23 protein-coding genes are annotated in these 24,343 nt (G+C 68.1%); 12 read left to right on the top strand and 11 right to left on the bottom strand.

The window, feature by feature from the left end; all coding sequences use genetic code 11:
- Positions 1-119 precede the first annotated feature (119 nt).
- Genes OG474_RS43145 through OG474_RS43125 form a run of 5 tightly spaced genes read left to right on the top strand, consistent with a single transcriptional unit; the run spans position 120 to position 5,474 of the window.
- Entirely contained in the window at positions 120-1,619 is a 1,500-nt protein-coding gene (locus OG474_RS43145; RefSeq protein ID WP_405059479.1) for a CoA-acylating methylmalonate-semialdehyde dehydrogenase, read from the top strand.
- A 3-nt stretch (positions 1,620-1,622) separates the two neighbouring features.
- Positions 1,623-2,756 (top strand): acyl-CoA dehydrogenase family protein, encoded by a 1,134-nt coding sequence (locus OG474_RS43140; protein WP_405059478.1) that lies wholly within the window; start codon positions 1,623-1,625, stop codon positions 2,754-2,756.
- On the top strand, positions 2,753-3,814 hold the full coding sequence (locus tag OG474_RS43135; protein WP_405059477.1) for an enoyl-CoA hydratase/isomerase family protein: 1,062 nt from the start codon (positions 2,753-2,755) through the stop codon (positions 3,812-3,814). The genes OG474_RS43140 and OG474_RS43135 overlap by 4 nt, the downstream gene beginning before the upstream one ends.
- Complete coding sequence (mmsB, locus tag OG474_RS43130; RefSeq protein ID WP_405059476.1) at positions 3,811-4,701, top strand: 3-hydroxyisobutyrate dehydrogenase; 891 nt, start codon at positions 3,811-3,813, stop codon at positions 4,699-4,701. The genes OG474_RS43135 and mmsB overlap by 4 nt, the downstream gene beginning before the upstream one ends.
- Positions 4,698-5,474 carry an enoyl-CoA hydratase gene (locus OG474_RS43125; RefSeq protein WP_405059475.1) on the top strand — a complete coding sequence of 259 codons (777 nt, stop codon included), beginning with the start codon at positions 4,698-4,700 and terminating at the stop codon, positions 5,472-5,474. Before mmsB ends, OG474_RS43125 begins: the two co-directional genes overlap by 4 nt.
- Here OG474_RS43125 and OG474_RS43120 read toward each other — a convergent pair whose 3' ends face one another.
- The 5 genes from OG474_RS43120 to OG474_RS43100 form a co-directional block, all read right to left on the bottom strand.
- Positions 5,475-6,593 carry a bifunctional 2-methylcitrate synthase/citrate synthase gene (locus OG474_RS43120; RefSeq protein WP_405059474.1) on the bottom strand — a complete coding sequence of 373 codons (1,119 nt, stop codon included), beginning with the start codon at positions 6,591-6,593 and terminating at the stop codon, positions 5,475-5,477. It lies immediately after the preceding gene.
- Positions 6,590-7,483, bottom strand: coding sequence for a methylisocitrate lyase (gene prpB, locus OG474_RS43115; protein WP_405059473.1), 894 nt, complete (start codon positions 7,481-7,483; stop codon positions 6,590-6,592). The genes OG474_RS43120 and prpB overlap by 4 nt, the downstream gene beginning before the upstream one ends.
- Entirely contained in the window at positions 7,483-8,973 is a 1,491-nt protein-coding gene (locus OG474_RS43110) for an MmgE/PrpD family protein (protein WP_405059472.1), read from the bottom strand. The genes prpB and OG474_RS43110 overlap by 1 nt, the downstream gene beginning before the upstream one ends.
- Positions 8,974-9,087: 114 nt before the next feature.
- The gene (locus OG474_RS43105; RefSeq protein WP_405059471.1) at positions 9,088-10,515 is read right to left on the bottom strand and encodes a short-chain fatty acyl-CoA regulator family protein; all 1,428 of its coding nucleotides are present in this window, start codon (positions 10,513-10,515) and stop codon (positions 9,088-9,090) included.
- 289 nt (positions 10,516-10,804) lie between these two features.
- Positions 10,805-12,289 (bottom strand): MBL fold metallo-hydrolase, encoded by a 1,485-nt coding sequence (locus OG474_RS43100; RefSeq protein ID WP_405059470.1) that lies wholly within the window; start codon positions 12,287-12,289, stop codon positions 10,805-10,807.
- A gap of 66 nt (positions 12,290-12,355) precedes the next feature.
- On the opposite strand from OG474_RS43100, the gene OG474_RS43095 reads away from it, so the two are divergent.
- From OG474_RS43095 to OG474_RS43085, 3 genes are read left to right on the top strand one after another with little or no spacing between them, the layout of a single operon-like run.
- Positions 12,356-13,237 (top strand): LysR family transcriptional regulator, encoded by an 882-nt coding sequence (locus tag OG474_RS43095; RefSeq protein WP_405059469.1) that lies wholly within the window; start codon positions 12,356-12,358, stop codon positions 13,235-13,237.
- Between the two features lie 26 nt (positions 13,238-13,263).
- Positions 13,264-14,472, top strand: coding sequence for a multidrug effflux MFS transporter (locus tag OG474_RS43090; RefSeq protein ID WP_405059468.1), 1,209 nt, complete (start codon positions 13,264-13,266; stop codon positions 14,470-14,472).
- Positions 14,469-15,341 carry a prolyl oligopeptidase family serine peptidase gene (locus OG474_RS43085; RefSeq protein ID WP_405059467.1) on the top strand — a complete coding sequence of 291 codons (873 nt, stop codon included), beginning with the start codon at positions 14,469-14,471 and terminating at the stop codon, positions 15,339-15,341. Before OG474_RS43090 ends, OG474_RS43085 begins: the two co-directional genes overlap by 4 nt.
- Here the strand turns inward: OG474_RS43085 and OG474_RS43080 are convergent.
- Positions 15,338-16,249, bottom strand: coding sequence for a LysR family transcriptional regulator (locus OG474_RS43080; protein WP_405059466.1), 912 nt, complete (start codon positions 16,247-16,249; stop codon positions 15,338-15,340). The two genes, OG474_RS43085 and OG474_RS43080, sit on opposite strands and share 4 nt — an antisense overlap.
- Before the next feature lie 70 nt (positions 16,250-16,319).
- Between OG474_RS43080 and OG474_RS43075 the strand changes: the two genes are divergently transcribed.
- From OG474_RS43075 to OG474_RS43060, 4 genes are all read left to right on the top strand, one after another.
- The gene (locus OG474_RS43075) at positions 16,320-17,249 is read left to right on the top strand and encodes an SDR family NAD(P)-dependent oxidoreductase (RefSeq protein ID WP_405059465.1); all 930 of its coding nucleotides are present in this window, start codon (positions 16,320-16,322) and stop codon (positions 17,247-17,249) included.
- Positions 17,246-18,070 (top strand): SDR family NAD(P)-dependent oxidoreductase, encoded by an 825-nt coding sequence (locus OG474_RS43070; protein WP_405059464.1) that lies wholly within the window; start codon positions 17,246-17,248, stop codon positions 18,068-18,070. The genes OG474_RS43075 and OG474_RS43070 overlap by 4 nt, the downstream gene beginning before the upstream one ends.
- A gap of 66 nt (positions 18,071-18,136) precedes the next feature.
- On the top strand, positions 18,137-18,946 hold the full coding sequence (locus OG474_RS43065) for an SDR family NAD(P)-dependent oxidoreductase (RefSeq protein ID WP_405059463.1): 810 nt from the start codon (positions 18,137-18,139) through the stop codon (positions 18,944-18,946).
- 10 nt (positions 18,947-18,956) lie between these two features.
- Complete coding sequence (locus tag OG474_RS43060; protein ID WP_405059462.1) at positions 18,957-19,544, top strand: TetR/AcrR family transcriptional regulator C-terminal domain-containing protein; 588 nt, start codon at positions 18,957-18,959, stop codon at positions 19,542-19,544.
- A 3-nt stretch (positions 19,545-19,547) separates the two neighbouring features.
- On the opposite strand, the gene OG474_RS43055 is transcribed toward OG474_RS43060, so the two are convergent.
- The 5 genes from OG474_RS43055 to OG474_RS43035 are packed head-to-tail and all read right to left on the bottom strand — an operon-like array spanning position 19,548 to position 24,204.
- The gene (locus tag OG474_RS43055) at positions 19,548-20,804 is read right to left on the bottom strand and encodes an ABC transporter substrate-binding protein (protein WP_405059461.1); all 1,257 of its coding nucleotides are present in this window, start codon (positions 20,802-20,804) and stop codon (positions 19,548-19,550) included.
- Positions 20,801-21,835 carry a branched-chain amino acid ABC transporter permease gene (locus tag OG474_RS43050; RefSeq protein ID WP_405059460.1) on the bottom strand — a complete coding sequence of 345 codons (1,035 nt, stop codon included), beginning with the start codon at positions 21,833-21,835 and terminating at the stop codon, positions 20,801-20,803. Before OG474_RS43050 ends, OG474_RS43055 begins: the two co-directional genes overlap by 4 nt.
- Entirely contained in the window at positions 21,828-22,706 is an 879-nt protein-coding gene (locus tag OG474_RS43045) for a branched-chain amino acid ABC transporter permease (protein ID WP_405059459.1), read from the bottom strand. Before OG474_RS43045 ends, OG474_RS43050 begins: the two co-directional genes overlap by 8 nt.
- The gene (locus tag OG474_RS43040; RefSeq protein ID WP_405059458.1) at positions 22,703-23,455 is read right to left on the bottom strand and encodes an ABC transporter ATP-binding protein; all 753 of its coding nucleotides are present in this window, start codon (positions 23,453-23,455) and stop codon (positions 22,703-22,705) included. Before OG474_RS43040 ends, OG474_RS43045 begins: the two co-directional genes overlap by 4 nt.
- Entirely contained in the window at positions 23,455-24,204 is a 750-nt protein-coding gene (locus tag OG474_RS43035) for an ABC transporter ATP-binding protein (RefSeq protein ID WP_405059457.1), read from the bottom strand. The genes OG474_RS43040 and OG474_RS43035 overlap by 1 nt, the downstream gene beginning before the upstream one ends.
- Between the last annotated feature and the right edge of the window lie 139 nt (positions 24,205-24,343).

Raw genomic sequence — 24,343 nt, 5'->3', positions numbered from 1 at the left:
AGGACGTCCAGCTAATTTGTCGCACGTCCTAGTAATTAGGGCGTGTCTCTTAACTCCCCGCCTACGGCGCGGACTTAAGAGACACGCCCTGGTCAGGTTGCCCTCAAGGGAGCGAGACGTTGGTCAACGAGCTGAGTCACTTCGTCGCAGGTCGGCACATCGAGGGGACGTCCGGCCGCTTCGCGGACGTGTTCGACCCCAACCAGGGCACCGTGCAGTCGCGGGTCCCGTTGGCGAGCAAGGCCGAGGTGGTCGCGGCGATCGACAACGCCGAGCAGGCCCAGCGCGAGTGGGCCGCCTGGAACCCGCAGCGCCGCGCGCGCGTGCTGCTGCGCTTCCTCGACCTGGTCAACAAGGACATGGAGTCGCTGGCGCGGCTGCTGTCGAGCGAACACGGCAAGACGGTCGCGGACGCCAAGGGCGACATCCAGCGCGGTCTCGAGGTGATCGAGTTCGCCGCGGGTGGTCCGCACCTGCTCAAGGGCGAGTTCAGCGCCGGTGCCGGGACCGGCATCGACGTCTACTCGCTGCGTCAGCCGCTCGGCGTCGTCGCGGGCATCACGCCGTTCAACTTCCCGGCGATGATCCCGCTCTGGAAGGCCGGCCCCGCGCTGTCCGCCGGCAACTCGTTCATCCTGAAGCCGTCCGAGCGTGACCCCTCGGTGCCGCTGCGGATCGCCGAACTGTTCCTCGAGGCCGGGCTGCCGGCCGGTGTGTTCAACGTGGTGAACGGCGACAAGGAGGCGGTCGACACGCTCCTGGAGGACCCGCGGGTCCGGGCCGTCGGCTTCGTCGGTTCCACGCCGATCGCGCAGTACATCTATGAGAGCGCGGCCGCCAACGGCAAGCGCGCACAGTGTTTCGGTGGCGCCAAGAACCACATGATCATCATGCCGGACGCGGACCTGGACGACGCCGCCGATGCGCTCGTCGGCGCCGGGTACGGTTCCGCGGGTGAACGGTGCATGGCGATCTCGGTCGCCGTACCGGTCGGGCAGGAGACCGCGGATGCGCTGGTCGCCAAGCTGCGGGAACGCATCGCCAATCTGAATGTCGGCCACAGCCTGGACGAGAAGTCGGACTACGGACCGCTCGTCACGGCCGAGGCGCGGCAGCGGGTGCTCGACTACATCGCGATCGGCATCGAGGAAGGCGCCGAGCTGCTGGTCGACGGCCGCGACTTCAGCCTCGCCGGTCACGAGTCCGGCTTCTTCCTGGGCCCGACGCTGTTCGACCGGGTCACCCCGGGCATGCGGATCTACGACGAGGAGATCTTCGGGCCGGTGCTGGTGATCGCCCGCGCCGAGAACTACGAGGACGCGCTGCGGCTGCCGACAGAGCATGCCTACGGCAACGGTGTCTCGATCTACACCCGCGACGGCGACACCGCGCGCGACTTCACGTCCCGCGTCGATGTCGGCATGGTCGGAGTGAACGTGCCGATCCCGGTGCCGATCGCCTACCACACCTTCGGTGGCTGGAAGCGGTCCGGATTCGGCGACCTGAACCAGCACGGTCCCGACTCGTTCCGCTTCTACACCAAGACCAAGACCGTCACCCAGCGCTGGCCCTCAGGTGCCAAAGAGGGCGCCAGCTTCGTCATCCCGACGATGAGCTGATCGATGACTGAGGAACTGCAAGCCATTGCGGCGTCGGTGCGGAAGTTCGCCGAGAGCGAGCTCGCGCCGTACGCCGTCCAGTGGGATCAGGACAAGCACTTCCCGGTCGACGTGCTGCGCCGGGCCGGTGACCTCGGCCTCGGTGGTATCTGCGTCGCCGAGGACGTCGGCGGGTCCGGTCTCGGCCGGCGCGAGGCGGTGACCATCTTCGAGGAGCTGTCCCGCGGCGACACCTCGATCGCTGCCTACGTGTCGATCCACAACATGGTCACCTCGATGATCGACAAGGCCGGCACGGCCGGGCAGCGCGAGCGCTGGGTCCCGGGCATGACCGCGATGGAGGACCTCGGCAGCTACTGCCTGACCGAGCCCGAGGCCGGTTCGGACGCCGGTGCGCTACGCACCACCGCGCGCCGCGACGGCGATGCCTACGTGCTCGACGGGGTCAAGCAGTTCATCTCCGGCGCCGGATCCTCCAGCGTCTACGTCGTGATGGCGCGAACCGGCGTACCGGGCCCGCGCGGGATCACGGCCTTCATCGTTCCGGGGGATGCGCCGGGCCTGTCGTTCGGTGCGAACGAACGCAAGATGGGCTGGAACGCTCAGCCCACCCGGCAGGTCATCCTCGAAGGAGTCCGCGTCCCGCTGGATCAGCGGCTCGGCGAAGAGGGCGACGGGTTCGGGATCGCGATGCGCGGTCTGAACGGCGGCCGGCTCAACATCGCCGCATGTTCGCTGGGCGGTGCGCAGTGGGCGCTCGAGCAAGCGACCCGCTATCTGCAGACGCGGTCGGCGTTCGGTGCGCCGCTCGTATCCCAGCAGGCGTTGCTGTTCCAGCTCGCGGATATGGACACCGAGCTGAGTGCCGCCCGCTGCCTCCTGTACCACGCGGCGGGTGTGCTCGACAGCCAAGCTGCCGACGCGGCGAAGGTGTGCGCGATGGCGAAACGGTTCGTCACCGACACGGCGTTCACAGTCGCGAACTCGGCGCTGCAACTCCACGGCGGCTACGGCTACCTGAGTGAATACGGTATCGAGAAGGTCGTGCGTGACCTGCGCGTGCACCAGATCCTGGAAGGAACCAACGAGATCATGCGACTGATCATCGGGCGGGCCCTCGTCGAGGAGGCCGCGTGACCACCACAGAGGAATCCCCGGTACTGACTTACATCGACGGTCACGCCGGTCACCTGGTGCTGAACCGGCCGAAGTCCATCAACGCCCTCACGCACGAGATGGTCACGATCATCCGCCGGGTTCTCGACGAGTGGGCCGCTGACCCCGCCGTACAGACCGTTGTCCTGACCGGCAGTGGTGAGCGTGGGTTGTGTGCGGGTGGGGACATCGTCTCGATCTACCACGACGGGATCGCCGGCGGTACGGCGTCGACCGAGTTCTGGGCCGACGAATACCGGCTGGACGCGGAGATCGCGGAGTACCCGAAGCCGTTCGTCGCGGTGATGGACGGCATCGTGCTCGGCGGCGGGATCGGACTGTCCGCGCACGCGAGCATCCGGGTCGTCACCGAGCGGTCGAAGATCGGCATGCCGGAGACCGGGATCGGCTTCTTCCCCGATGTCGGCGGCACCTATCTGCTGTCGCGCGCGCCGGGGGAGCTGGGCACACACCTGGCGCTGACGGCCGGATCGGTACGGGCGGGGGACGCGATCGCGGTCGGTCTCGCTGACTCGTACGTGCCGAGTGACCGGTTGCCGGATCTCCTTGCAGCACTGGCGAATCAGGACGCTGCGGCCGTCGTCGCCGAGTTCGCCGAGCCGGCGCCGGAGTCCGGGCTGGTCGGCGATCGGGAATGGATCGACCTGGCGTACGAAGGCGATGACCTGATCAAGATCCACAGCCGGCTGGCGGATTCCGACGTACCGGCGGCTCGGGAGACCGCGGCTGCGCTGCTGACGAAGTCGCCGACCTCGCTCAAGGTGACGCTGCGCGCGCTCCGGTCCGCGGCGGATCTGCCGTCGTTGCCGGCGGCTCTTGAGCAGGAGTATCGGCTGTCGGTGCGCTTCCACGGTTCGCACGACTTCATCGAGGGCGTGCGGGCGCAGGTGATCGACAAGGACCGCGATCCGCAGTGGTCCCCGGCGACTCTCGACGGTGTCACCGACGACTCCGTCGCCGCCTACTTCGCCGGTCTCGGCGATGACGAGCTCCGCCTGACTGAGGAGAGTGCCCCGTGACTGTCGTTGCCTTCATCGGCCTTGGAAACATGGGCGGTCCGATGGCCGCCAACCTCGTCAAGGCCGGCTACCGGGTCACCGGCTTCGACCCGGTCCCCGCCGCGCGCGCGACGGCTTCGGAGGCCGGAATCGAGGTGGCTGAGTCGGCCGCCGCGGCGGTGGCGGAGGCTCAGGTCGTGCTCACGATGCTGCCAAGTGGCAAGCATGTGCTCGACGTCTACCAGGGCGAAGACGGTCTGCTGGCTGCGACGCCGTCCGGCGCGCTGTTCGTCGACTGTTCGACGATCGCGGTGGCGGATGCACGGGCTGCCGCCGAGCTGGTCGTCGCCTCTGGGCACCGGGCTCTCGACGCGCCGGTCTCTGGCGGAGTGGTCGGCGCGACTGCCGGGACGCTGACGCTGATGGTTGGCGCTCGGCCTGAGGACCTGGAGGCGGTTCGGGAGGTTCTCGAGCCGATGGCCGGGCGGATCGTGCACTGTGGCGACCCGGGCGCCGGGCAGGCCGCGAAGATCTGCAACAACCTGATCCTGGGCATCTCGATGATCGGGGTCAGCGAGGCGTTCGTGCTGGGGGAGAAGCTGGGGCTGACCCACCAGGCACTCTTCGATGTGACGTCGACGGCGTCCGGTCAGTGCTGGGCACTGACCACGAACTGCCCGGTTCCGGGCCCGGTCCCCACCAGCCCCGCGAACCGCGAGTACCAGCCGGGCTTCGCTGCACCGCTGATGGCCAAGGACCTCGGGCTCGCGATGGAGGCGGCCGAAGGAACCGGTACGGCGGCCGCGCTCGGAGCGCTCGCTGCTGGACTGTTCCGGGAATTTGCCGATGGCAACGGTTCGGCGCTGGACTTCTCGGCCATCATCAACGAGATCCGGGAGGCCTCATGACCGACTACGAGACGATCCTGGTCACCCGTGACGGGCGGACGGCGACGATCACGCTGAACCGGCCGAAGGCGCTGAACGCGCTGAACGCCGTACTGATGAACGAGGTCGTGGACGCGGCGACCGAGCTCGATCGGGACCAGGGCGTCGGCGCGATCGTGATCACCGGCTCCGAGCGGGCGTTCGCGGCCGGGGCCGACATCAAGGAGATGCAGGCCCAGTCGTACCAGGACATGTTCCTGTCGGACTGGTTCACCGCCTGGGACCGGCTGGCCGCAGTCCGTACGCCGTTGATCGCGGCCGTGAGCGGTTACGCGCTGGGCGGTGGATGCGAGCTGGCGATGATGTGCGACCTGTTGATCGCCGCCGACAACGCCAAATTCGGTCAGCCGGAGATCACCCTCGGAGTGATCCCCGGCATCGGCGGTTCGCAACGGCTCACCCGGGCGATCGGCAAGGCCAAGGCGATGGACCTCATCCTCACCGGCCGCACCATCGACGCCGAAGAAGCAGAACGCGCCGGCCTGGTCTCCCGCGTCGTACCGGCGGACACCTTGCTGGAAGAAGCAGCAGCTGTCGCCTCGAAGATCGCCGAAATGTCGCTACCCGCCCTCTACGTGGCGAAGGAAGCGGTGAACCGAGCCTTCGAAACAACCCTCACCGAAGGCTTGCTGTTCGAACGCCGCACCTTCCACGCCACCTTCGCTTTCGACGACCGCACCGAAGGAATGACCGCCTTCGTCGAGAAGCGCCCAGCAAAGTTCACCCACCGCTGATCAGCCGGCAAGGGTTGGGACCTTGCGTTGCTCGACGCCGACGTAGCTGCTGAGGGGGCGGATGAGGGCGTTCGACTCGAGTTGCTCCATGATGTGCGCGGTCCAGCCGGTGATTCGGCTCATCACGAACAGCGGGGTGAAGATCGGGATGTCGAAGCCCATCAGGTGGTAGACGGGTCCGGTCGGGTAGTCGAGGTTCGGGTGGATGTTCTTGTCCCGCAACATGGCGGCCGCCAACGCGTCGTACGTTGCCAGCAGGTCGGCGGACTTACCGTCATTGGTGAGTTCGCGGAGCTCTGCGGTCATGGTCGGGACGCGGGAGTCGCCGTTCTTGTAGACGCGGTGCCCGAAGCCCATGATCTTGCGCTTGTCTGCGAAGGCCTGCTTCAGCCAGGGCTCGACGTTCTCCGCGTCGCCGATCTCGGCGAGCAGGTGCATGACGGCCTCGTTCGCGCCGCCGTGCAGCGGGCCCTTGAGGGCGCCGATCGCCGCGGTGACCGCGCTGTAGATGTCGGACAGCGTCGAGGTGACGACACGAGCGGTGAAGGTCGACGCGTTGAAGCTGTGTTCGGCGTACAGGATCATCGAGACCTCGAACGCGCGCACCTGCTCGGCCGGCGGGATCTCGCCGAAGCACATGTGCAGGAAGTTCTCGGCGTACCCGAGGTTCGCGTCCGGCAGGATCGGGTCCAGGCCGCGGCGGCGACGCTGCTCGTACGCGACGATCGTCGGCAGCTTGGCGAACATGTCGATCGACTTCGCCAGGTTGTGGTCGCGGTCGTCCAGGCCCTCGGTCGGGTCGTCGGCGCCGAGGTAGCTGATCGCAGTGCGCAGGACGTCCATCGGGTGGCAGTCCTGGGGGAGCCGGGACAGCGCGCCGGTGACGTTGCGGCCGAGGGTACGGCGGTTGCGCTCGATCAGCTTGAATCCCGCGAGCTGGTTGGCGGTCGGCAGCTCGCCGTGCCACAACAGCCACGCGACCTCCTCGAAACTGCAGGACTCACACAGCTCCTGGACCGGGTACCCGCGATACGTGAGCGAGTTCGTCTCCTGGTTCACCATCGAGATCGTGGTGGTGTCGACGACGACCCCGGCCAGGCCTCTGAAGATGTCAGTCATGAGTTCTCCTGCGGGATGTCGAAGTTGAAGATGTCCGAGTCGAAGCGGCTGTACTCGGCGTACCGCAGCACTTCGTAGAGCCGGGTGCGGGTCTGCATGTCCGGCACGAGCTTGGCCTGGGTTCCGTCGGCTGCGATCGAGTCGAGCGCGCCCTCGATCGCGCCGAGCGCGACCCGCATCAGCGTCACTGGGTAGATGACGATGCTGACGCCGGCGTCGGCCAGTTCGGTGGCGGTGAAGAGCTTGCTCTTGCCGAACTCGGTCATGTTCGCCAGCACCGGTACGCCGACCGCGGCGCGGAAGGTCTCGAACTCCTGCACGGTCTCGAGTGCCTCGGGGAAGATCAGATCGGCACCGGCGTCGACGTACGCCTTGGCCCGCTCGATCGCCGCCTCGAGCCCTTCGAGTGAGCGCGCATCGGTGCGGGCGCCGATCACGAAGTTCGGATCAGTCCGTGCCTCGACCGCGGCCCGGACCCGACGGATCATCTCGGCCGGCTCGACCACGGACTTGCCGTCGAGGTGACCGCAGCGCTTGGGGTTGACCTGGTCCTCGAGATGGCACCCGGACAAACCGGCGGCCTCGAGGCTCTGGATGGTGCGGGCGACATTCATCGGTTCGCCGAAGCCGGTGTCGGCGTCGATCAGCGTCGGCAGCGTCGTGGCCGAGGTGATGTTCCGGCCGTCCTCGGCCACCTCGGTCAGGGTGGTCAGCCCGATGTCAGGCAGCCCGCGCTGGGCAGCCAGCACGGCACCGGAGATGTAGACACCATCGAAGCCGCGCTCCTCGATCAGCCGGGCGGTGATCGGCGTGAACGCTCCCGGGAAACGGAGCAGGTTCCCCGATGCCAGACCGGAGCGCAGCAGCGCCCGTCGTTCGGCCGCTGTCATCAGAAGAGTCCTTCCGGTGCGTCGGCGAGCTTGACCTCGTCGGCGGTGATGGTGAGGTCGCGGACCTCGGCGGCGGTCAGCTCGGGCAGGCGCTGGACGAGGTCGGTGAACCGGCGCCGCTCGGGCTCGGACACCACCCCGGTCGCGAGCCGGCGGAACTTGGTGAGGTAGTTGCTCCGGGCAAACGGTCGCGCGCCGCGCGGGTGCGCATCAGCGACACCGAGTTCGTCGGCGACCACCGTGCCGTCCTTCAGCGTGATCTCGACCCGACCGCCGAACTCGGGTTCAGCCGCGTGGTAGCGCTCGGTCCAGGTCGGGTCCTCGACCGTGCGGACGCGATGCCACAGGTCGATGGTGTCCGGGCGGTTCGCACGCTCGGCGGCGTACGAATCGACGTGGTGCCAGCTGCCGTCCTGGAGCGCGACGGCGAAGATGTACATGATCGAGTGGTCGAGCGTCTCGCGGCTCGCCTTCGGGTCGAGCTTCTGCGGGTCGTTCGCGCCGGTGCCGATCACGTAGTGGGTGTGGTGGCTGGTCCGGATCAGGATCGACTCGATCTGGTTCAGGTCGGCGATCCGTCCGCGCATCCGGCGGGCGAGGTCGATCAGCGCCTGGCTCTGGTACTCCGCGGAGTGCTCCTTGGTGTAGGTCCGCAGGATCGCGGCCTTCGCCTCACCGGGCGCGGGCAACGGCACCGTGTACGACGCTCCCGGGCCGCTCAGCAGCCACGCGATGAAGCCGTCCTCGCCCTCGTAGATCGGGGTCGGCGCGCCTTCGCCGCGGAGCGCGCGGTCCATCGCCTCGATCGCGGCCTTCCCGGCGAAGGCCGGCGCGTACGCCTTCCAGCTGGAGATCTCGCCCTTGCGCGACTGCCGCGTGGCTGTCGTCGTGTGCAGCGCCTGCCCGATCGCCTGGAAAGTGATCTCCGGCGATGTCCCGAGCAGCGTCCCGAGCCCGGCCGCGACCGACGGCCCGAGGTGCGCGACGTGGTCGATCTTGTGTTCATGCAGGCAGATCCCGGTCACGAGAGCGACCTGCACCTCGTACGCCGTCGCGATCGCCCGGAGCAACTGCTTGCCGTCGGCCCCTACGTGCTGGGCGACCGCGAGCAGCGGCGGAATATTGTCACCGGGATGCGAGTAGTCCGCCGCGAGGAACGTGTCGTGGTAGTCGAGCTCCCGGACGGCGGCCCCGTTGGCCCACGCTGCCCACTCCGGCGAGACCCGTACGTCGGCCGCCGTACCGATCACGGCCGCGCCGCGAGCGTGCGGGTGTGCGAGCGCCTGGCCGCGGGCCGCGACCACCGGCTGCCGGTTCACCGAGGCGACGGCCACGGAGGCGTTGTCGATGATCCGGTTGATCACCATGTCGGCCACGTCCGCCGTCACCTCGACCGGATCGGCGGCGACCTCCGCGAGCTTCCAGGCGAGCTGGTCCGTCCGGGCCAGACGGTCACTGCTGGGGTGGACGCGGACGTCGTGCTCGATCACTGGTGGATCCCTTCAGCCGGTGCGAATGCACTGAGATTCGCACCGAGGCAGAAGGTTGTGAAAGAGAGCCAATTTGCGAAGTTGTGAAAGCCAAGATTCGCAACAGCACAGGGGTCAGGTACGACGTTCCGGCACCGACAGCGGATAGGGGACGAAGGTGCTGCGGTCCTCGTCGACGTTCAGCGTGCGCCCGATCGGCGGCGCGGCCCGCTGCGGGCAGCGTGGTCGTTCACACGTCCGGCACCCCGGCCCGATCGGCATCGCCGAGCTGCGGTCCTCGAGGTTCAGGCCGTCGGCGTACACGAGCCGGCCGGCTTGGCGAACTTCGCAGCCGAGCCCGATCGCGAAGGTCTTCGCAGGTTGCCCATAGCCGCCACGACTACGGGTCAACGCCCGCGCAACCCACAGATACCGTTGCCCGTCCGGCATCTCCGCGACCTGGGTGATCACCCGGCCGGGAGCGGCGAACGATTCGTACACGTTCCACAGCGGGCAGGTGCCGCCGCTACGGGAGAAGTGGAAGCTGGTCGCGGACTGGCGTTTGGAGATGTTCCCGGCCCGGTCGACCCGGACGAAGATGAACGGTACGCCGCGCAGGCTGGGCCGCTGCAGAGTGCTCAGCCGGTGCGCGATCGTCTCGTAGCTCACCCCGAAGTGATCGGCAAGCAGCTCGACGTCGTACCGGAAGCGTTCGGCTGCTTGGAAGAACGGCGTGTACGGAAGGATGAACGCACCCGCGAAATGATTCGCCAGGCCGATCCGGGCCAGCTGACGGGTCTTCTCATCGGGCCACGGTTCGGTCTCCAGCACCTCGTCGATCAGCGGTTGGGCCTCGAGGAACGCGAGCTGGGTCGCCATCCGGAATGCCTGCTGACCGGCCTGCAGGTGTGAGGAGAAGTACAGCGTCCGCTCGGCCCGGGCATAGTGGTGCAGATCATTCGTGTCGGCGGGATCGTCCATGGAGCGTTGCGCGATCCGGATGCCGTGCTTCTCGCTCAGGTGGTCGCGCAGCCGACGCCGTACTTCGCCGCGCCGGGTGCCGATCTCCTTCGCTGACGCCTCGGCCGCACGGTCGAGGGTGTCGAAGTAGTTCTGGTGCCGGTAGAAGAAGTCGCGGACCAGCTCATGTGGGCTGGCGTCGGTCGGTGACGCCGTCCGGCTGTCGGTGAGCGTCTCCAGGTGCTCCTCGAGCCCGCGATGCCGCCGGTACAACGCGATCACGGCCTCGGCGACCTCCGGCATCGAACCGGCCAGCTCCTGCAGATCCGCCGCCGGAACCGGTGCTCCGCCGGGACGGCTGGGGAGCGCCTCGCGCAGCTCAGCGAGCTGGCGGGCGGAGTCCTGCGGCGCGAAGAAGGTCGCGTCGATCCCGAAGACCTCGGTCAGCCGGACCAGCACGGTGACGGTCAGCGGCCGGCTGTCGTGCTCGATCTGGTTCAGGTAGCTGGCAGAGATCGCCAGGACCCGGGCCAGGTCGACCTGGCTCATGCCGCGGTCCTGCCGCAACCGCTTCAGCCGCCCGCCGGCAAACACCCTGTCCACTACGCCAAGTTACCCCGTTCTTGCGAAGACTGGCATTGGCAAAGTTAGCAAATAGGCCCTTCTTGGTTGTCGGAACTTCGCAGGTTCGGCGCACTCCGTGAGACGTTGCCGCCTTTCATCACGGAGTACGCCTACCGGCGGTACCTGGTGAGCTTCAGCTAGGGCAGTGCAGCGTGGCCGCGGTCGGCGCGGAGCCGGCCGCGGTCCGCTTCAGCGCGATGATGCCGAGCGGTTGAACGTCCCCCTCCGGGACAGGCGGGCTCATCTCCGCATGCGACACGGTCGCGGGTCAACCGTTTGTCGGCACCGCCACACCCGCGACCCGGAGCAGATACTCGTACGGCGCTGTCGTGGTCTCGCCGGCGCCGTTGTGACCGGTCGCGACCGTCTCGACCTCGAGGCCAAGTGCTGTCACGGCGTCGACCAGCTGAACGGCGAGCCGGCCGCGGTACGAGTAGGGCTCGGGCATTGTCGGAGTGGCGCTCCAGAGGTCCGAGACGAACAGCACCTTCGGCCCGCTCGCATAAGCGATCAGCGTGTCCTCGGAGTGATCGGTGACGATGCGGTGGATCTCCAGGTTGCCGCCGTCGGCCATCGGCAGCACGAGTTTGTCCTCGACACCCCGGACGTCGATCGGCACCGGCGACTGCTGCAGCCGATCGGGTGTGATCGTGTGATCCGTGCGCAGGATCTGCTCGAAGAACCCGACGCTCCGGGTGCCCGAGACCACCGTGACGTTGCCCTCCGCAACGAATTCGCGGATTCCGCCGATGTGGTCGTAGTGGAAGTGGGTCGCGACCGCGTACCGCAACGCCTTGCCAGGGAAGGCGTTCCGGACCGCGTCGAGCGCCGCGCTGGTGTAGCGCGAGTACATCGGCGCATCCACGGTGGCGATGTGATCGGGCAGCTCCACGACGAGAATGTTGTGGCTCGGACCGACGACCACCTTCACGCCGGGAGCGACGTCGAGGGTCCGCACCGGCGCGGTCTGCAGGTCGAAGTAGAACCGGACCCCGGACAGCACGTAGGTCATGATCCACTCGGTCGAGCGCCGGGCGAAGGCCAGTTGCTCGGCGTCCGCCTGCGCACCGGGTTCCTTGATCGCGTACGTCGCTTCCGCGTCGTCGACGGTCATCCGGAACCGCGTCTCCTCGTGCACGGTGACACCGTCGACCGTGATCTCCATCCGGTACGGCAAGCGCAGCCGGCCGACCGCGCCGTACCGGCTGAAGTGGATCTCGACGGTCGAGTCACCCTTGGGGGAGTGGTCCTCGATCACGCTGACCGTGGCGATCGTGCCGTCGTCGGCAAGGTGCAGCGTGATGCCGGATTCCTCGAGTACCAGTACGCCGTCCGCGGGCGACGTGACCGGACCGGCGATCGCCTGCCGGGCGAGCCGCAGTACCGACGTGAGGTCGAGGTGCCGTTGCCGGGCGGCGACCCGCCAGGCGGGGATGGCGCGATCCACCGGGCGCGGGTCGAACATGAAGTCGACGCCGGTCAGCCAACCCGTCGTACCGTCGCTGGTCTCGGTGTAGGACAGCTCGACCGGGACGAGGTGGGTCGGGCCGGTCAGCGTCAGTTCGTACCGGGGGTCAGTGAGATCCTCGGTCAGGTCGAACTGGAATTCAGCCACGAGTTCCGGCTGCTCGGGCGTCGCGCCCCAGCCGGGATGCAGCCGCCGGCCGGTCGCCGTGGTGCGTTGGGTGCGGGCCGCGAGGACGGCGTCGCGGCCGCCGAGTCCGTCGAGAAGTCGTTCCACTGAGTTGTTCACCATTTGAGTGTTCAACCGCCCAGGGAATGAGTCCAACGACTGGTTGGTATCAGTAGCATGCATGGTGTGCATACCAGTGAGCTGGACCTGAATCTGCTGATTCCGCTGGAAGCCCTGCTCGAGGAGCGGCACGTCTCCCGGGCGGCTGCGCGGGTGCAGCTGACCCAGTCGGCGATGAGTCGCGCGCTGGCCAGGCTGCGCCGGGCGCTGGGGGATGAGCTCCTGGTGCGCACCGCCAACACCTATGAGCTGACTCCGCGCGCACGGATCGTCAAGCGGGAGCTTGAGTACCTGATGCCACGGATCCACGCGCTGGGCCGGCCGCCGTTCGACGCGGCCGCCGCGACCGACCTCGTCCGGCTGAGCTGCAGCGACTACGTCACCCTCCTGTACGGCGAGGCGCTGTTCGGCGCGATCTTCCAGGAGGCGCCCAGCCTGTCGCTGGCCATGGAGGCGTTGTCGCCGAACACCGTCGCCGATGTCGAGCACGGGCGGGTGGACACGGCCTTCGTTCCCTTCCGGCCGGCTGCCAATCTGAGCTGGTTGCGGCTGCTCGACGAGGACTTCGTCTGCCTTCTGGCGGCTGATCATCCAGTGCGGCGCGTCACGCTGGACGACCTGGCGACGTACCCGCAGGCCGGCGCGGTCTTCCTCGCCGAGGAGGCGATGATTCTCGAACGGCGGTTGGCCGAGCTCGGCGTCCAGCCGCCCTCGGCCCTCCGGGTCCCTTATTTCAGTGCGGTCGCCGCTGCGCTCCCCGGCTCCCGCTTCATCGCCACCCTGCCGCGCCGCCTCGCTGTCCGGTACGCCGACGACCAGCGGCTGCGGCTCGCCGAGGCGCCGGCCGAGCTGAACGGTTTCAGCTACGGCCTGATCTGGCATCCGCGCCTCGATCAGGACCCGCTGCACCACTGGCTGCGCGCCAAGATTACATTGTTAACTGGTTGACGATCGGTTACGTTATTGTCATGGTGATGACCGGGACCGATGCCGTGGGGGTACGGCGGCCGATCGTGCTGATCGGCATTCTGAGTTCGCTGACGGCGGTGGCGCCGTTCGCGATCGACATGAATGTGCCGGGGTTCCCCGAGCTGGGGCGCGAGCTGGGTGCGAAGTCGTCGGTCGTCCAGTTGTCGATGAGCGTGTTCCTGTTCGGGCTGGTGGTCGGCCAGCTGGTGATCGGGCCGATCAGTGACCGGCTCGGCCGGCGCCGCCTGCTGATCCCCGGTACGGCGCTCTTCGCCGTACTGTCGGCCGTCTGCGCTCTCGTCCCCTCGATGCCGCTGCTGCTCGCGGGAAGGTTCCTGCAGGGATGCGCCGGAGCCGCCGGGACGGTCCTCGCGCGGGCGATCCTGACCGATCGCTTCGCCGGTCCGCGGTTGCCGTTCTACTTCTCGATCCAGTCGATGATCCTCGGGGTCGCGCCGGTCCTCGGCCCGATGCTCGGTGGGCTGATCGTCACGGCCGGCGGTTGGCGCGCGGTCTTCTGGGTGCTCGCCGTACTCGGAGTCGCGTTGTGCACCGTGGTTCTGCTCCAGGTGCCGGAGTCCTTGCCGCCCGAGCGGCGGGCCACGACCGGGATCGCGTCCACCTTCACCACGATGGGTTCCCTGCTTCGCGGCCGCCCGTTCGCCGGTTACGTCCTGACGCTGGCCTTCGCCGCGGGGGCGATGTTCATGTACATCGGCAGCTCGACGTTCGTCTTCCAGGACACGTTCGGTCTGTCGGCGGCGCAGTACGGGCTGGTGTTCGCCTCGAACGCCGGCGTGATGCTGATCGCGAACATCGCCTTCGGAATCACCTCGAGGCGGGTCCCGACGCCGCGGCTGCTGGCCGGCTATATCGGCATCGCAGTACTGGGCGCACTCGCGCTGGCGATCCAGGCCACCACCGCACCGACCCTGGCCGGAACCTGGATCTGTCTCGCCGTCGTGCTGTTCGGTATCGGCGGCACCTTCCCCTCGGTCTCGACCATCGCTCAAACCATCGGCCGCTCCCGCGCGGGCGCTGCCGCCGCGTTGTCGGGGACCGGGTCATATTTGTTCGGAGCGCTGACGAGTCCGCTCGGCGGTGGCACAGTCGGCACCATGTCCGTCTTGATGCTTGCCGCGCTGGTGCTCGCCGCGGTCGCGTTGCTCTTCGCCCGGCCGTGGCGACCCATCGTCGAAAGGACGCTGGCATGAACCTCACCCTGCTGCTGCTCACCAAGCTCGCGAAGCTCCGCCTGTCCAGCGTCGCCGCGCCCGACCACGACCCGGACAGCATCGTGATCGACCCGGACCCCGCCGTACAGGTCCGCCCGAGCCGGACCGCGCGCTCCACCAAGGGCATCAGGTACGCAGGCAAGCTCCGGATGGATCTCCTGGTTCCGCCGGGCCCCGGCCCGCATCCGGTCGTGCTCTACCTACCCGGTGGCGGCTTCGTCGCCGCGCGTCGCCAGATGGCTGCGAAGCAGCGCGGGTATGTCGCCGAGGCCGGGTTCGCGGTTGCCAGCATCGACTACCGGACCACGTCCAACGGCGCGACCTATCGGGAGGGGCTCGCGGATGTCGCTGCCGCACTGGCCTTCCTGCGCGCTCAGGCGGCCGAGTACCACCTCGACCTGACGCGGCTCGCGGTCTGGGGTGAATCGGCCGGCGGCTACCTGGCGTCGATGGCCGCGACCGAGCCGGACCAGGAGTTCGCCGCCGCGGTCAGCCTCTTCGGAGCCTCCGACCTCAGCAAACTTTCCGACGGCTTCGACATCGAGGTCCCGGCCGCGATCCCGGCCTACGTTCCCGACTTCGCGCAGGGGAATCCGGCGACCCGCATCACCGCCCAGACCCCGCCGTTCCTGCTGCTGCACGGTGACGACGATCGGATGATCCCGCCGGCCCAGACCGCGATCTTGCACCAGGCATTGCTTGCCGCAGGCATCGAAAGCACCCGGTACGTCGTGCGCGGCGCCGGCCACGGCATGCTGTCCGAGCACCCGGCGGTCTGGACGAGCAAGGAGTTGCTGGTCCGCGTCGTCGACTTCCTGCGCGCGCACCTGTCCCAGAAGGTCAGCTAGCCATGGTCGCTCGCAACCGCCCGAATCGCTGCGGACAGCCGGGCGATCGGCTCCGGTAGTGGGCGGCGGGGGAGTCGCGCCAGCAGGATCCGGCGCTGCTCCTCCGGACCGCCTTGTACGGCGATGATCCGGACGCCGGGCGGGAGCGCGAACGTCAGTGCGGTCGGGGCGGTGGTGATGCCGAGACCGGCGGCGACGAGATGGAGTTTGGCCAGCCAGTCGCGGGCGGTGTGAACGATCTGCGGGCGCTCGTCGAGACCCGGCCAGACTCCCATGTACAGCTCGCCGCCCGGACCGGCGATCCACTGCTGACCACGGAGATCCGCGATGTCGACGACGTCCGCGTGAGCTAGCGGATGCGTGCTCGGGACCGCGATCCGGAGACTGCGTTCGGAGAGCGTCTGCACCTCCAATGCCGGCGTCTCCGTGTCGGGTGCGCGGAACGGCGGTGCCGAGGCCAGGATCGCGAGGTCGACGGTCCCGGCGCGGAGTGCCCGGATGAGTGCTGGCGTGCTGCCTTCGCGGCTGATCACCGTGATGCCTGGATGCGTCTCGCGGAGTGCGGCCAGGGCGCGCGGGACCAGCCAGACGCCCGCGGTCGCGAACCACCCGAGCCGGACGGTGCCTTGTTCTTCCGGAATCCCGGCCAGCTCGCGAGCGGCTGCGTCTACCTGATCGATCGCGGCGGCAGCCCGCCGTACGACGATGCGACCGGCCGGAGTCAGCCGTACGCCGTCGTGGCGGCGCTCGAGCAACGCCGTACCCGCGGCGCGTTCCAGGGAAGCGATCTGGCGGGAGACGGCGGACTGGGTGTAGCCGAGCGCGGTGGCCGCGGCGGTGAGCGTGCCGCGCTCGGCCACCTCGCGGAACACCCGCAGCGCGGTCAGCGACGCATCGGTGAAGGTCATGACGTTTACGCATACCATACTTGCGAGACTTTCGCTGGTGGCATGGCCTGGTGCGGCCTAGCTTGAAGGTATGAATCTCATTCAGACATCGTTCGGATTCAGCAGCACGGCGGCTGAAGTTGCCGCTGGCATCGATCTCTCCGGGCGTCGCGCAGTGGTCACCGGTGCCGCTTCCGGCCTCGGGGTCGAGACGGCGCGCGCCCTCGCGGCCACGGGTGCCGAGGTCACGCTGGCCGTTCGCGACCTCGAGGCTGGGGAGCGGGCTGCGAAGGACATCAGCGCGACCACCGGCAGTACGGCGTTGCGCGTCGTACCGCTCGATCTGACCGATCCCGCTTCGGTCGCCGCGTTCACCGCCGAGTGGGACGGTCCGCTGCACATCCTGGTGAACAACGCCGGGGTGATGGCGTCGCCCGAGACCTATACGCCGCAGGGGTGGGAGCTGCAGTTCGCCACCAATCACCTTGGTCACTTCGCTCTGGCCACAGGCCTGCATGATGCGCTGGCGGCCGATGGTGCGGCTCGGATTGTCGTCGTCAGCTCGTCCGGCCACCAGATCTCGCCGGTCGTCTTCGACGACGTGAACTTCGCGTTCCGGCCGTACGACCCGTGGCTGGCCTACGGGCAGTCCAAGACCGCAAACGTGCTGTTCGCGGTCGAAGCGACGCGGCGCTGGGCCGCCGACGGCATCACCGCGAACGCCCTGATGCCCGGCGGGATCTTCACCAACCTGCAGCGGCACACCAACGGGCGCGGCAGCGGTACCACTCCACCCGAGCTGATGAAGTCTGTCGAGCAAGGCGCGGCGACCTCGGTCCTGCTGGCCACGGCACCTCTGCTCGAAGGCATTGGCGGGCGCTACTTCGCCGACTGCAACGAGGCCGCGACCATCGACCGACGTGGCGACGCGCCGCCCCTGCAGGGAGTAGCTCGCTACGCCCTGGACCCGGCGAACGCCGTCCGGCTGTGGGACCTGTCCGAGAGTCTGGTGGCCTCATGACCATCGCACTCGTCACCGGCGCCACCCAGGGACTGGGGCTGGCGCTGGTCGAGGGGCTCGCCGCCCGCCTCGGCCCTGAGGACACCGTCTATCTGACCGGCCGCGACATCGACCGCGTCACCGCCGCCGTGGCGACCATGCCGAGCGGGGGTGCGCGGATCCGCGCCGAACTGCTGGATGTCGGCTCCCCGGGCGCCACCGAGAATCTCGCCGCCCAATTGAAGGAACGGCACGGTGGCGTCGACATCGTGTTCGGGAACGCCGTGATGCGGGTCGGCCCCGACGACGACTCGCGCGCGATCGTGGACGCTTACACGCAGGTGAACAACTTCGGCACTACCAGACTCCTACGCGCTTTTGCACCGCTTCTGCGGGACAACGGCCGGCTGCTGGTGGTGGCCAGTTCCCTCGGTACGCTGCACTACCTGGCACCCGTCCTCCATCACCACTTCGACAACCTCGCCGACCTGGATGAGGTCGACGACCAGGTGGCTGCCTGGCGGGACCTGGTCAAGGACGGAACCGCGCGCGCGACCGCGTGGCCGGGCTTCGTCAACATCCCGTCCAAGATCGCCCAGGTCGCCGCTGTCCGCACCTTGGCCACCCTCCGCCGGGACGAAGACGTTGCCCGCGGCATCCTCCTGGCCGCCGTCTGCCCCGGCATGATGAACACCCCCACTTCGGCCCTCTGGTGGGACGTGAGCACAGCGCCGACCCCGGCCGAGGCCGCCGTACCGCTGCTCGATCTGGCCCTCGACCCAGCCGACCCGGATCACTACGGCCAGCTCCTCCGCCATGGCAAGGTGCTGCCCTGGGCTTGACTCTTGTTCACTGACCAAGTATTACTGGAACCAGAACTTGGTCAGTGAACAAGTAAGGAGTGGATCATGAAGGTTTGGCTGATCACCGGTGCGTCGAAGGGCTTCGGCCGCGAGTGGACCGAGGCCGCGCTCGAGCGGGGTGACCGGGTGGCTGCGCTCAGCCGGACGGCGGGCGCGTTCGACGAGCTGGTCAGCAAGTACGACGACGCTGTCCTGCCGCTGCAGATCGACGTCACCGACCGCGCGGCCGTGAATGCGGCGGTCGCGCAGGTCATCGAGCACTTCGGGCGGATCGATGTCGTGGTGAACAACGCCGGGTACGGCCTGTTCGGCATGGTCGAGGAGGTGAGCGAGCAGGAGGCGCGCGACCAGCTCGAGGTGAACCTGTTCGGCGCGTTGTGGGTGACCCAGGCGGTGCTGCCGCAGTTGCGGGCCCAGGGCAACGGTCACATCGTGCAGGTGTCGTCGATCGCCGGCGTGTTCTCGCTGCCCGGCCTCGGCCTCTACAACGCGTCGAAGTTCGCGCTCGAGGGCTTCACCGCCAGTCTGGCCGCCGAGGTGAAGGCGTTCGGGATCAAGGTGACGCTGGTCGAGCCGGCCGGGTATGCCACCGACTGGGCCGGTCCGTCCGCGGTCCACGCCGACCAGTTGGCGGCGTACGAAGAGGTCCGGGCCGGGATGCAGCGCCCGGCCGGCAAGCGCGGCGACCCGAGCGCGACCCGCGGGGCGATTCTGAAGGTCGTCGACGCGGAGGAGCCGCCGCTGCGGATCTTCTTCGGTCCGGGGCCGCTGCCGGTGATCAAGAACGAGTACGCCGCTCGCCTGGCCGAGTGGGAAGCCTGGGATGATGTCTCCCAAGCAGCCTTCGGAGTCTGAACGGAGCAGAATGCGTCTGAACCTGGACGATGTGATCGCGGCCGCGTTCGCCACGCTGGAGGACGAGGGCCTGGAGCGGCTCTCCCTGCGCGCGGTGGCGCGGAAGCTGGACGTGCACCTCAACTCGGTGAGCTGGCAGGTCAAGACCAAACAGGCCCTGATCGACACGATGGCGGACACGATCATCGGCGAGGTCCGGATCGACAACCTGCCGGCCGATCCGGTCGAGCGGGTGCGGCTGGTCGCCAACCGGTACCGCGCCGCGATGCTGCGGCACCGCGACGGCGGCCGCCTGGTCGCGGGCACCTTCACCGGCACCGGCAAGACCCTGCGGGTCGCCGAGGTGATCGTCGGCGGTCTCCTGGCCGCCGGCTACTCAGAGGCCGACGCGGCCCGGCTGTGCTGGTCGATCGTCTACCTGACGCTCGGCCTGACCCAGGAGGAGCAGACGCCGACGGACAATCCGCACGGCGATCTGCCCGAGCTTCTCGAAACCGGTGACTACCCGGCCTTGGCCAAGCTCGGTGTCGCCACGCTGCTCGACGACACCTTCGACGCCCGCTTCGACTACGGAATCAGCCGCCTGCTCGACCGATGAGCCCTACTGTCCTTCGTGGGGTGCCTTGTACGTCTTGGCCAGCTCGGACTCGAAGAGCGGCTGGACGTACTTCGTGCCACCGGGCGCCGCTGCGTCGGGCTGAGCGACGTACACCTGACGGGTTGCCGGGGCGCCGGGGGTGCCGAAGTTGAGGGCGGCAACCAGATCGCCGGTGTCGGCGGAGGTGGTCTGCTGCATGGCCTTGTGGATGCCGTCGCGGGTCAGGTCCTTGTTGTCACAGGCCTTCTTGAGCACGGTTCCCCACACCGCACCGACCGCGTAGCCGTACGGCGTACCGGCGTTCGGCGGCTCCTTGTAGCCCGCGGCCGTGTACTTCTGGGCGATCTCCTTGGCCTTCGGGATGTCCGCGGCGAACGGCACCGTGCTCGCGACGATGTAGAGCTTGTCCAGCGCGCTCGCCGCCGGGCTCTTCAGCAACACCGGGTCGAAGGCCGGGTTGTTGCTGAGGATCGGCACGTTCAGCCCGAGCGCCTTGTTCGCGGCGGCGGCCGAGCCGGTCTGCTTCGGCGTGGTGGTCAGCAGAATGACCTTCACACCCTGGCCCTTGAGCCCGGTGACGACGTTGGTCAGGTCGGTGTCGGTCGAGGTGATCTTGACGTCGTGCAGCTTCAGCTTGTGCTGCTCGGCGTAGTACTTGGAGCCGCGCAGCCCGTTCGCGCCGTACTCGCCGTCGACGTAGATGTGCCCGACCGAGTCGCCGTCGGCGAGCATCCCCTTCTCCTGCAGGTAGCTCATCCCGTCGATCATCTCGATGTCGTACGTGGTGCCGACGATCATCGCGTACGGGTTGCCGAGCAGCTCCGACGACCAGGACGCCGGGGTCGTGGTGACCTTGTCGGTCTCGATGTCCTTGCCGAGCGCGGCCATCACCGGTGAACCGGTGAGCTGGACGAAGCCGAGCACCTTCGGCTCGATCTGCGGGTACAGCGTCTTGGCGGTGTCCGCCTTGTAGCCGTGGTCGACGGTCTCGAGCTTGATCTGCCGCCCGCAGACCCCACCGGCGGCGTTGACATCCTTGGCCCACAACTCGTTGCCCTGGGTGATTGCCGTCGACAAGCTCTTGAACGGGCCGCTCAGGTCGGCCATCACGCCGAGCGTGATGTCCTTGTCGGTGACCCCGGTCCCGGCCTGGACACCGCCGGCCGAGGTCGAGTTCGTCTCGGCGCCGCCCTTGGTGCTGCAGGCGGCCAGTGGCAGCACCAGTGCCACGACCGCGGCTTTGACCAGCAGACGTTTCATGATCTCAACTCCTTGATTCTGCGGCCGATCGCGGCCAGACCGCCGGGTTCGAAAAGGACGACGAGGACGATCGCCGCGCCGTACACGAAGGAACTGACCAGGACTGGGGTCACCGATCCGGTGAACCAGCCGAGGTCGGTGGAGTACAACGTGAGGAGCTGCGGCAGCCCGTACACGACCAGCGCGCCCACCACCGCGCCGGGGATCGAGCCGAGGCCGCCGATGATGGCCATGGCCAGAAACGCGATCGAGGTGTTGATGCCGTAGGTGCCGAATTCGTTCTCGTCCGGTTTCAGGATGTCGAACCACAACACGGTCATGACACCTGCCAGCCCGGCGTACGCCGACGAGACCGCGAAGACGCTGGCCTTGGTACGACGGACGTCCACACCCATGGCGGCGGCCGCGGCCTCGTTGTCGCGGACCGCGCGCCACGACCGACCGACCCGGCTGCCGACCGCGCCCTTGGCCAGCCAGTACGCCAACGCCAGCAGGACGAGGAAGAGGTACCAGAGCCGTTCGGTCCCGCGCAGCGGCACACCGGCGATCACCAGGGTGCCCTCGTTGGAGAACGAGAACCCGAAGAGTTCGAAGGTCGCCGGCGCACGGCCGGTCGACGTACCGCCTGTCAGTGATTCAGCCGCTTGGCCGAGGTACAGCCCGAGGAACACCAACGCGAGTGAGGCGACGCCCAGATAGATGCCGCGGACGCGGCCCGCGACCGGTGCGAACGCGACGCCCGCCAGCGCGCTGATCGCGACGGCTCCTATCAACGCCAGCAGCGGGTTGAGCCCGAGGCCGACGAGATCGTCGTCCGTCCCGGAAAGCACCGTGTACGACGTGGCGCCGACCAGCAGGAAGAATCCGTGCGCGAGGGAGAGCTGGCCGGCCTGCCCGCTGAGCAGCGTCAGCCCGATGGCGCCGACCGCGCCGATCATCATGTACTGACCGGCTTTGAGCCACGAAGCGTCGAGGTAGAGCGGCAACGCCAGCAGCACCACAGCCAGTGGGATCCACAGGAGTTTAGACACGGGTTGTCTCCCGGGTGCCGAACAGCCCGGCCGGACGGACGACGAGTACGACGAGCATCACCAGGAACACGGCGCCTTTCGCGAAGGCGAACGAGATGTACTCCGTGGAAAGCGCGTCGACGAGTCCGACCGCGAGCCCGCCGACGATCGCGCCGGCGGTGGAGTCGAGTCCGCCGATGATCGCGGCCGGGAACGCGGCGAGCGCGATCGAGTGCGTTCCGCGCGACAGACCGGCGCCGGAGAAGTCCTGCGTGGCGATGAAGAGGACGGCGACTCCGGCGAGGAGACCGGCCAGCAGCCAGGCCGACGCGGTGACCCGCGAGCTGCGGATCCCCACCAGGGCAGCGGCCTCGGGGTTCTCGGCCTGCGCCCGGAGAGCGATTCCCCAGGTCGTGTAGCGGAACGCGAGGAAGAACGCGGTGATCAGAACTGTCGCGACCAGAAGCGCCACCAGGTGCGTCCGGAAGAGCGTGACGCCGCCGAACTGCAACGGCTTCGCATCCCAGGCGTCGCCGATGAACGGCAACGAGACGCCAAGCCTGCGAACGACTTCCTCAGTGATGATCACGTCCACACCGATGGTCAGCAGCGCCAGGCTGAACGGATCCGCATGTCTGGACCGGGCCAGCAGCAACCGCTCCACCGCCAGCGCCAGCAGCCCCGCGCTGACGATCCCGATCACGGCCGCGGCTGCCCAACCGACGTGATCCTTGGTGACGAGGACCAGGTAGCCGCCGAAGAGCACCAGCGATCCGTGCGCGAAGTTCACCACCTCGGTCGCTTTGAAGATCACCACGAAGCCCAGTGCGAGCAGGGCGAACACCGCACCTTTGCCCAGTCCGTTGAGCAGGAGTTGGATGAACGTCGTCATGTCGTCGCTCCGAGATAGGCCTTGATCACGTCGGGATCGGTCTGTACGTCGGCCGGCGTACCGTCGGCGATCACCCGGCCGAAGTCGAGCACCGTGACCTGGTCCGCGATCCCCATCACCAGGTCCATGTCGTGTTCGACGAGCAGGATCGCGATCCCGAGGTCGGTCCGGATCTGGCCGATGGTCGCGGCCAGTTCGGCGGTCTCCGCGGTGTTCAGTCCGGCGGCCGGTTCGTCGAGCAGTAACAGCTTCGGCTCGACTGCGAGCGCGCGGGCGATATCGACCTTCTTGGTCACGCCGTACGGGAGAGCGCCGAGCGGCTGATCCACCGCCGCGCCGATTCCGAGGAAGTCGCAGATCTCCCGGGCGCGTTGCGCATGCCTTCGTTCCTCTTTGCGGGTCAGGCGCAAGGAGCAGGCGACGAAGCCGCCGCGGGTGAGCGTGTGCCGGCCGAGCAGCACGTTGTCGAGCACGGTGGAGTGCGTGGAGAGCGCGGTGTTCTGGAACGCGCGCCCGATGCCGAGCCCGGCGAGGCGGTGCGGCCGGAGGTCGAGCAGGCTCTGTTCGCCCAGCCGGACCGTTCCCGAGGTGGGCCGGTAGAGGCCGCTGATCACGTTGAAGCAGCTGGACTTTCCGGCGCCGTTCGGTCCGATCAAGGCGTGCAGTGAGCCCGGCGACACCGTGAACGAGATCTCGTCCAGCGCGACGAGTCCGCCGAACCGGAGCGTGACCCGGTCGAGGACCAACATCAGGACCACCTCGCCAGTGAACGGCGTTCCTGCGCAGGGGAACCCAGATAGTGCTGGTGAACGCTCGCTGCGATCTCCGAGGCCGGCCCTTGGAGCGCAACCGAGCCAACGTTCAGTACGACGGCCTGGTGCGCGACTGTGAGTGCCATCGACGCGTTCTGCTCAACCAGTACGACGGCTGTGCCTTGCGCGTGGATCTCGCGGATGGCCTCGCCGATTCGCTCGACCAGCTTGGGTGCAAGGCCGAGTGACGGCTCATCGAGGAGCAGCAGTTTCGGGACCGCCATCAACGCACGGCCGATCGCGAGCATCTGCTGCTCGCCGCCGGACAACAGCCCGGCTCGCTGGTCCGCACGCTCGTCCAGCAACGGGAAGAGAGCGCCTACTCGTTTCCGGGCTTCGGTTCTCGCGGCGGCCTTGGTCGCTATTCCGCCTGCTCTCAGGTTCTCGGCCACGGTCATCCGGGTGAAGATCTGCCGACCCTCAGGTACGCCGACCACCCCCTGCCGGACCACCTGCGCCGCATCGAGCCGGTCGATCCGCAGACCGCCGTACTGGATGGTTCCTGCGGTCACCGTGCCGCGATGCAGCCGAAGCGTCCCGGAGATGGCACGCAGCAGCGTGGACTTCCCCGCGCCGTTGGCACCGAGCACGGCGAGCACACCGTCGTCGGGGACGTCGAGATCCACACCGTGCAAGGCGATCATCGACCGGCCGTAGCGCACGCGCAGATTCCGGATGCTGAGCACTGGCGGCCCTCCGCTTCTCCGACCGGCTTCTGGACGGGCCGGTGGCGGACAGTCTGCGAAGAACCGCGCCCCGCCTCACACCCCCAAGTGGAGACCTCGCGATAACAACCTGGCCTCACTTCCTTGGTCCGCTAGGTCC

Origin of the sequence: Kribbella sp. NBC_01505, from assembly GCF_045040285.1 — a bacterium.
Classification (GTDB): domain Bacteria; phylum Actinomycetota; class Actinomycetes; order Propionibacteriales; family Kribbellaceae; genus Kribbella.
Note: the sequence above shows the minus strand (reverse complement) of the source record. Positions and strands in the feature narration are given on the sequence as shown.

Excerpts from the sequence above, each read along its gene's own strand:
- OG474_RS43045 (WP_405059459.1), bottom strand. The coding sequence starts at position 22,706 with ATGACGACGTTCATCCAACTCCTGCTCAACGGACTGGGCAAAGGTGCG.
- OG474_RS43085 (WP_405059467.1), top strand. The coding sequence starts at position 14,469 with ATGAACCTCACCCTGCTGCTGCTCACCAAGCTCGCGAAGCTCCGCCTG.
- OG474_RS43070 (WP_405059464.1), top strand. The coding sequence starts at position 17,246 with ATGACCATCGCACTCGTCACCGGCGCCACCCAGGGACTGGGGCTGGCG.
- OG474_RS43040 (WP_405059458.1), bottom strand. The coding sequence starts at position 23,455 with ATGTTGGTCCTCGACCGGGTCACGCTCCGGTTCGGCGGACTCGTCGCG.
- OG474_RS43090 (WP_405059468.1), top strand. The coding sequence starts at position 13,264 with ATGACCGGGACCGATGCCGTGGGGGTACGGCGGCCGATCGTGCTGATC.
- OG474_RS43065 (WP_405059463.1), top strand. The coding sequence starts at position 18,137 with ATGAAGGTTTGGCTGATCACCGGTGCGTCGAAGGGCTTCGGCCGCGAG.
- OG474_RS43080 (WP_405059466.1), bottom strand. The coding sequence starts at position 16,249 with ATGACCTTCACCGATGCGTCGCTGACCGCGCTGCGGGTGTTCCGCGAG.
- OG474_RS43060 (WP_405059462.1), top strand. The coding sequence starts at position 18,957 with ATGCGTCTGAACCTGGACGATGTGATCGCGGCCGCGTTCGCCACGCTG.
- OG474_RS43125 (WP_405059475.1), top strand. The coding sequence starts at position 4,698 with ATGACCGACTACGAGACGATCCTGGTCACCCGTGACGGGCGGACGGCG.
- OG474_RS43055 (WP_405059461.1), bottom strand. The coding sequence starts at position 20,804 with ATGAAACGTCTGCTGGTCAAAGCCGCGGTCGTGGCACTGGTGCTGCCA.
- OG474_RS43120 (WP_405059474.1), bottom strand. The coding sequence starts at position 6,593 with ATGACTGACATCTTCAGAGGCCTGGCCGGGGTCGTCGTCGACACCACC.
- OG474_RS43140 (WP_405059478.1), top strand. The coding sequence starts at position 1,623 with ATGACTGAGGAACTGCAAGCCATTGCGGCGTCGGTGCGGAAGTTCGCC.
- OG474_RS43075 (WP_405059465.1), top strand. The coding sequence starts at position 16,320 with ATGAATCTCATTCAGACATCGTTCGGATTCAGCAGCACGGCGGCTGAA.
- prpB (WP_405059473.1), bottom strand. The coding sequence starts at position 7,483 with ATGACAGCGGCCGAACGACGGGCGCTGCTGCGCTCCGGTCTGGCATCG.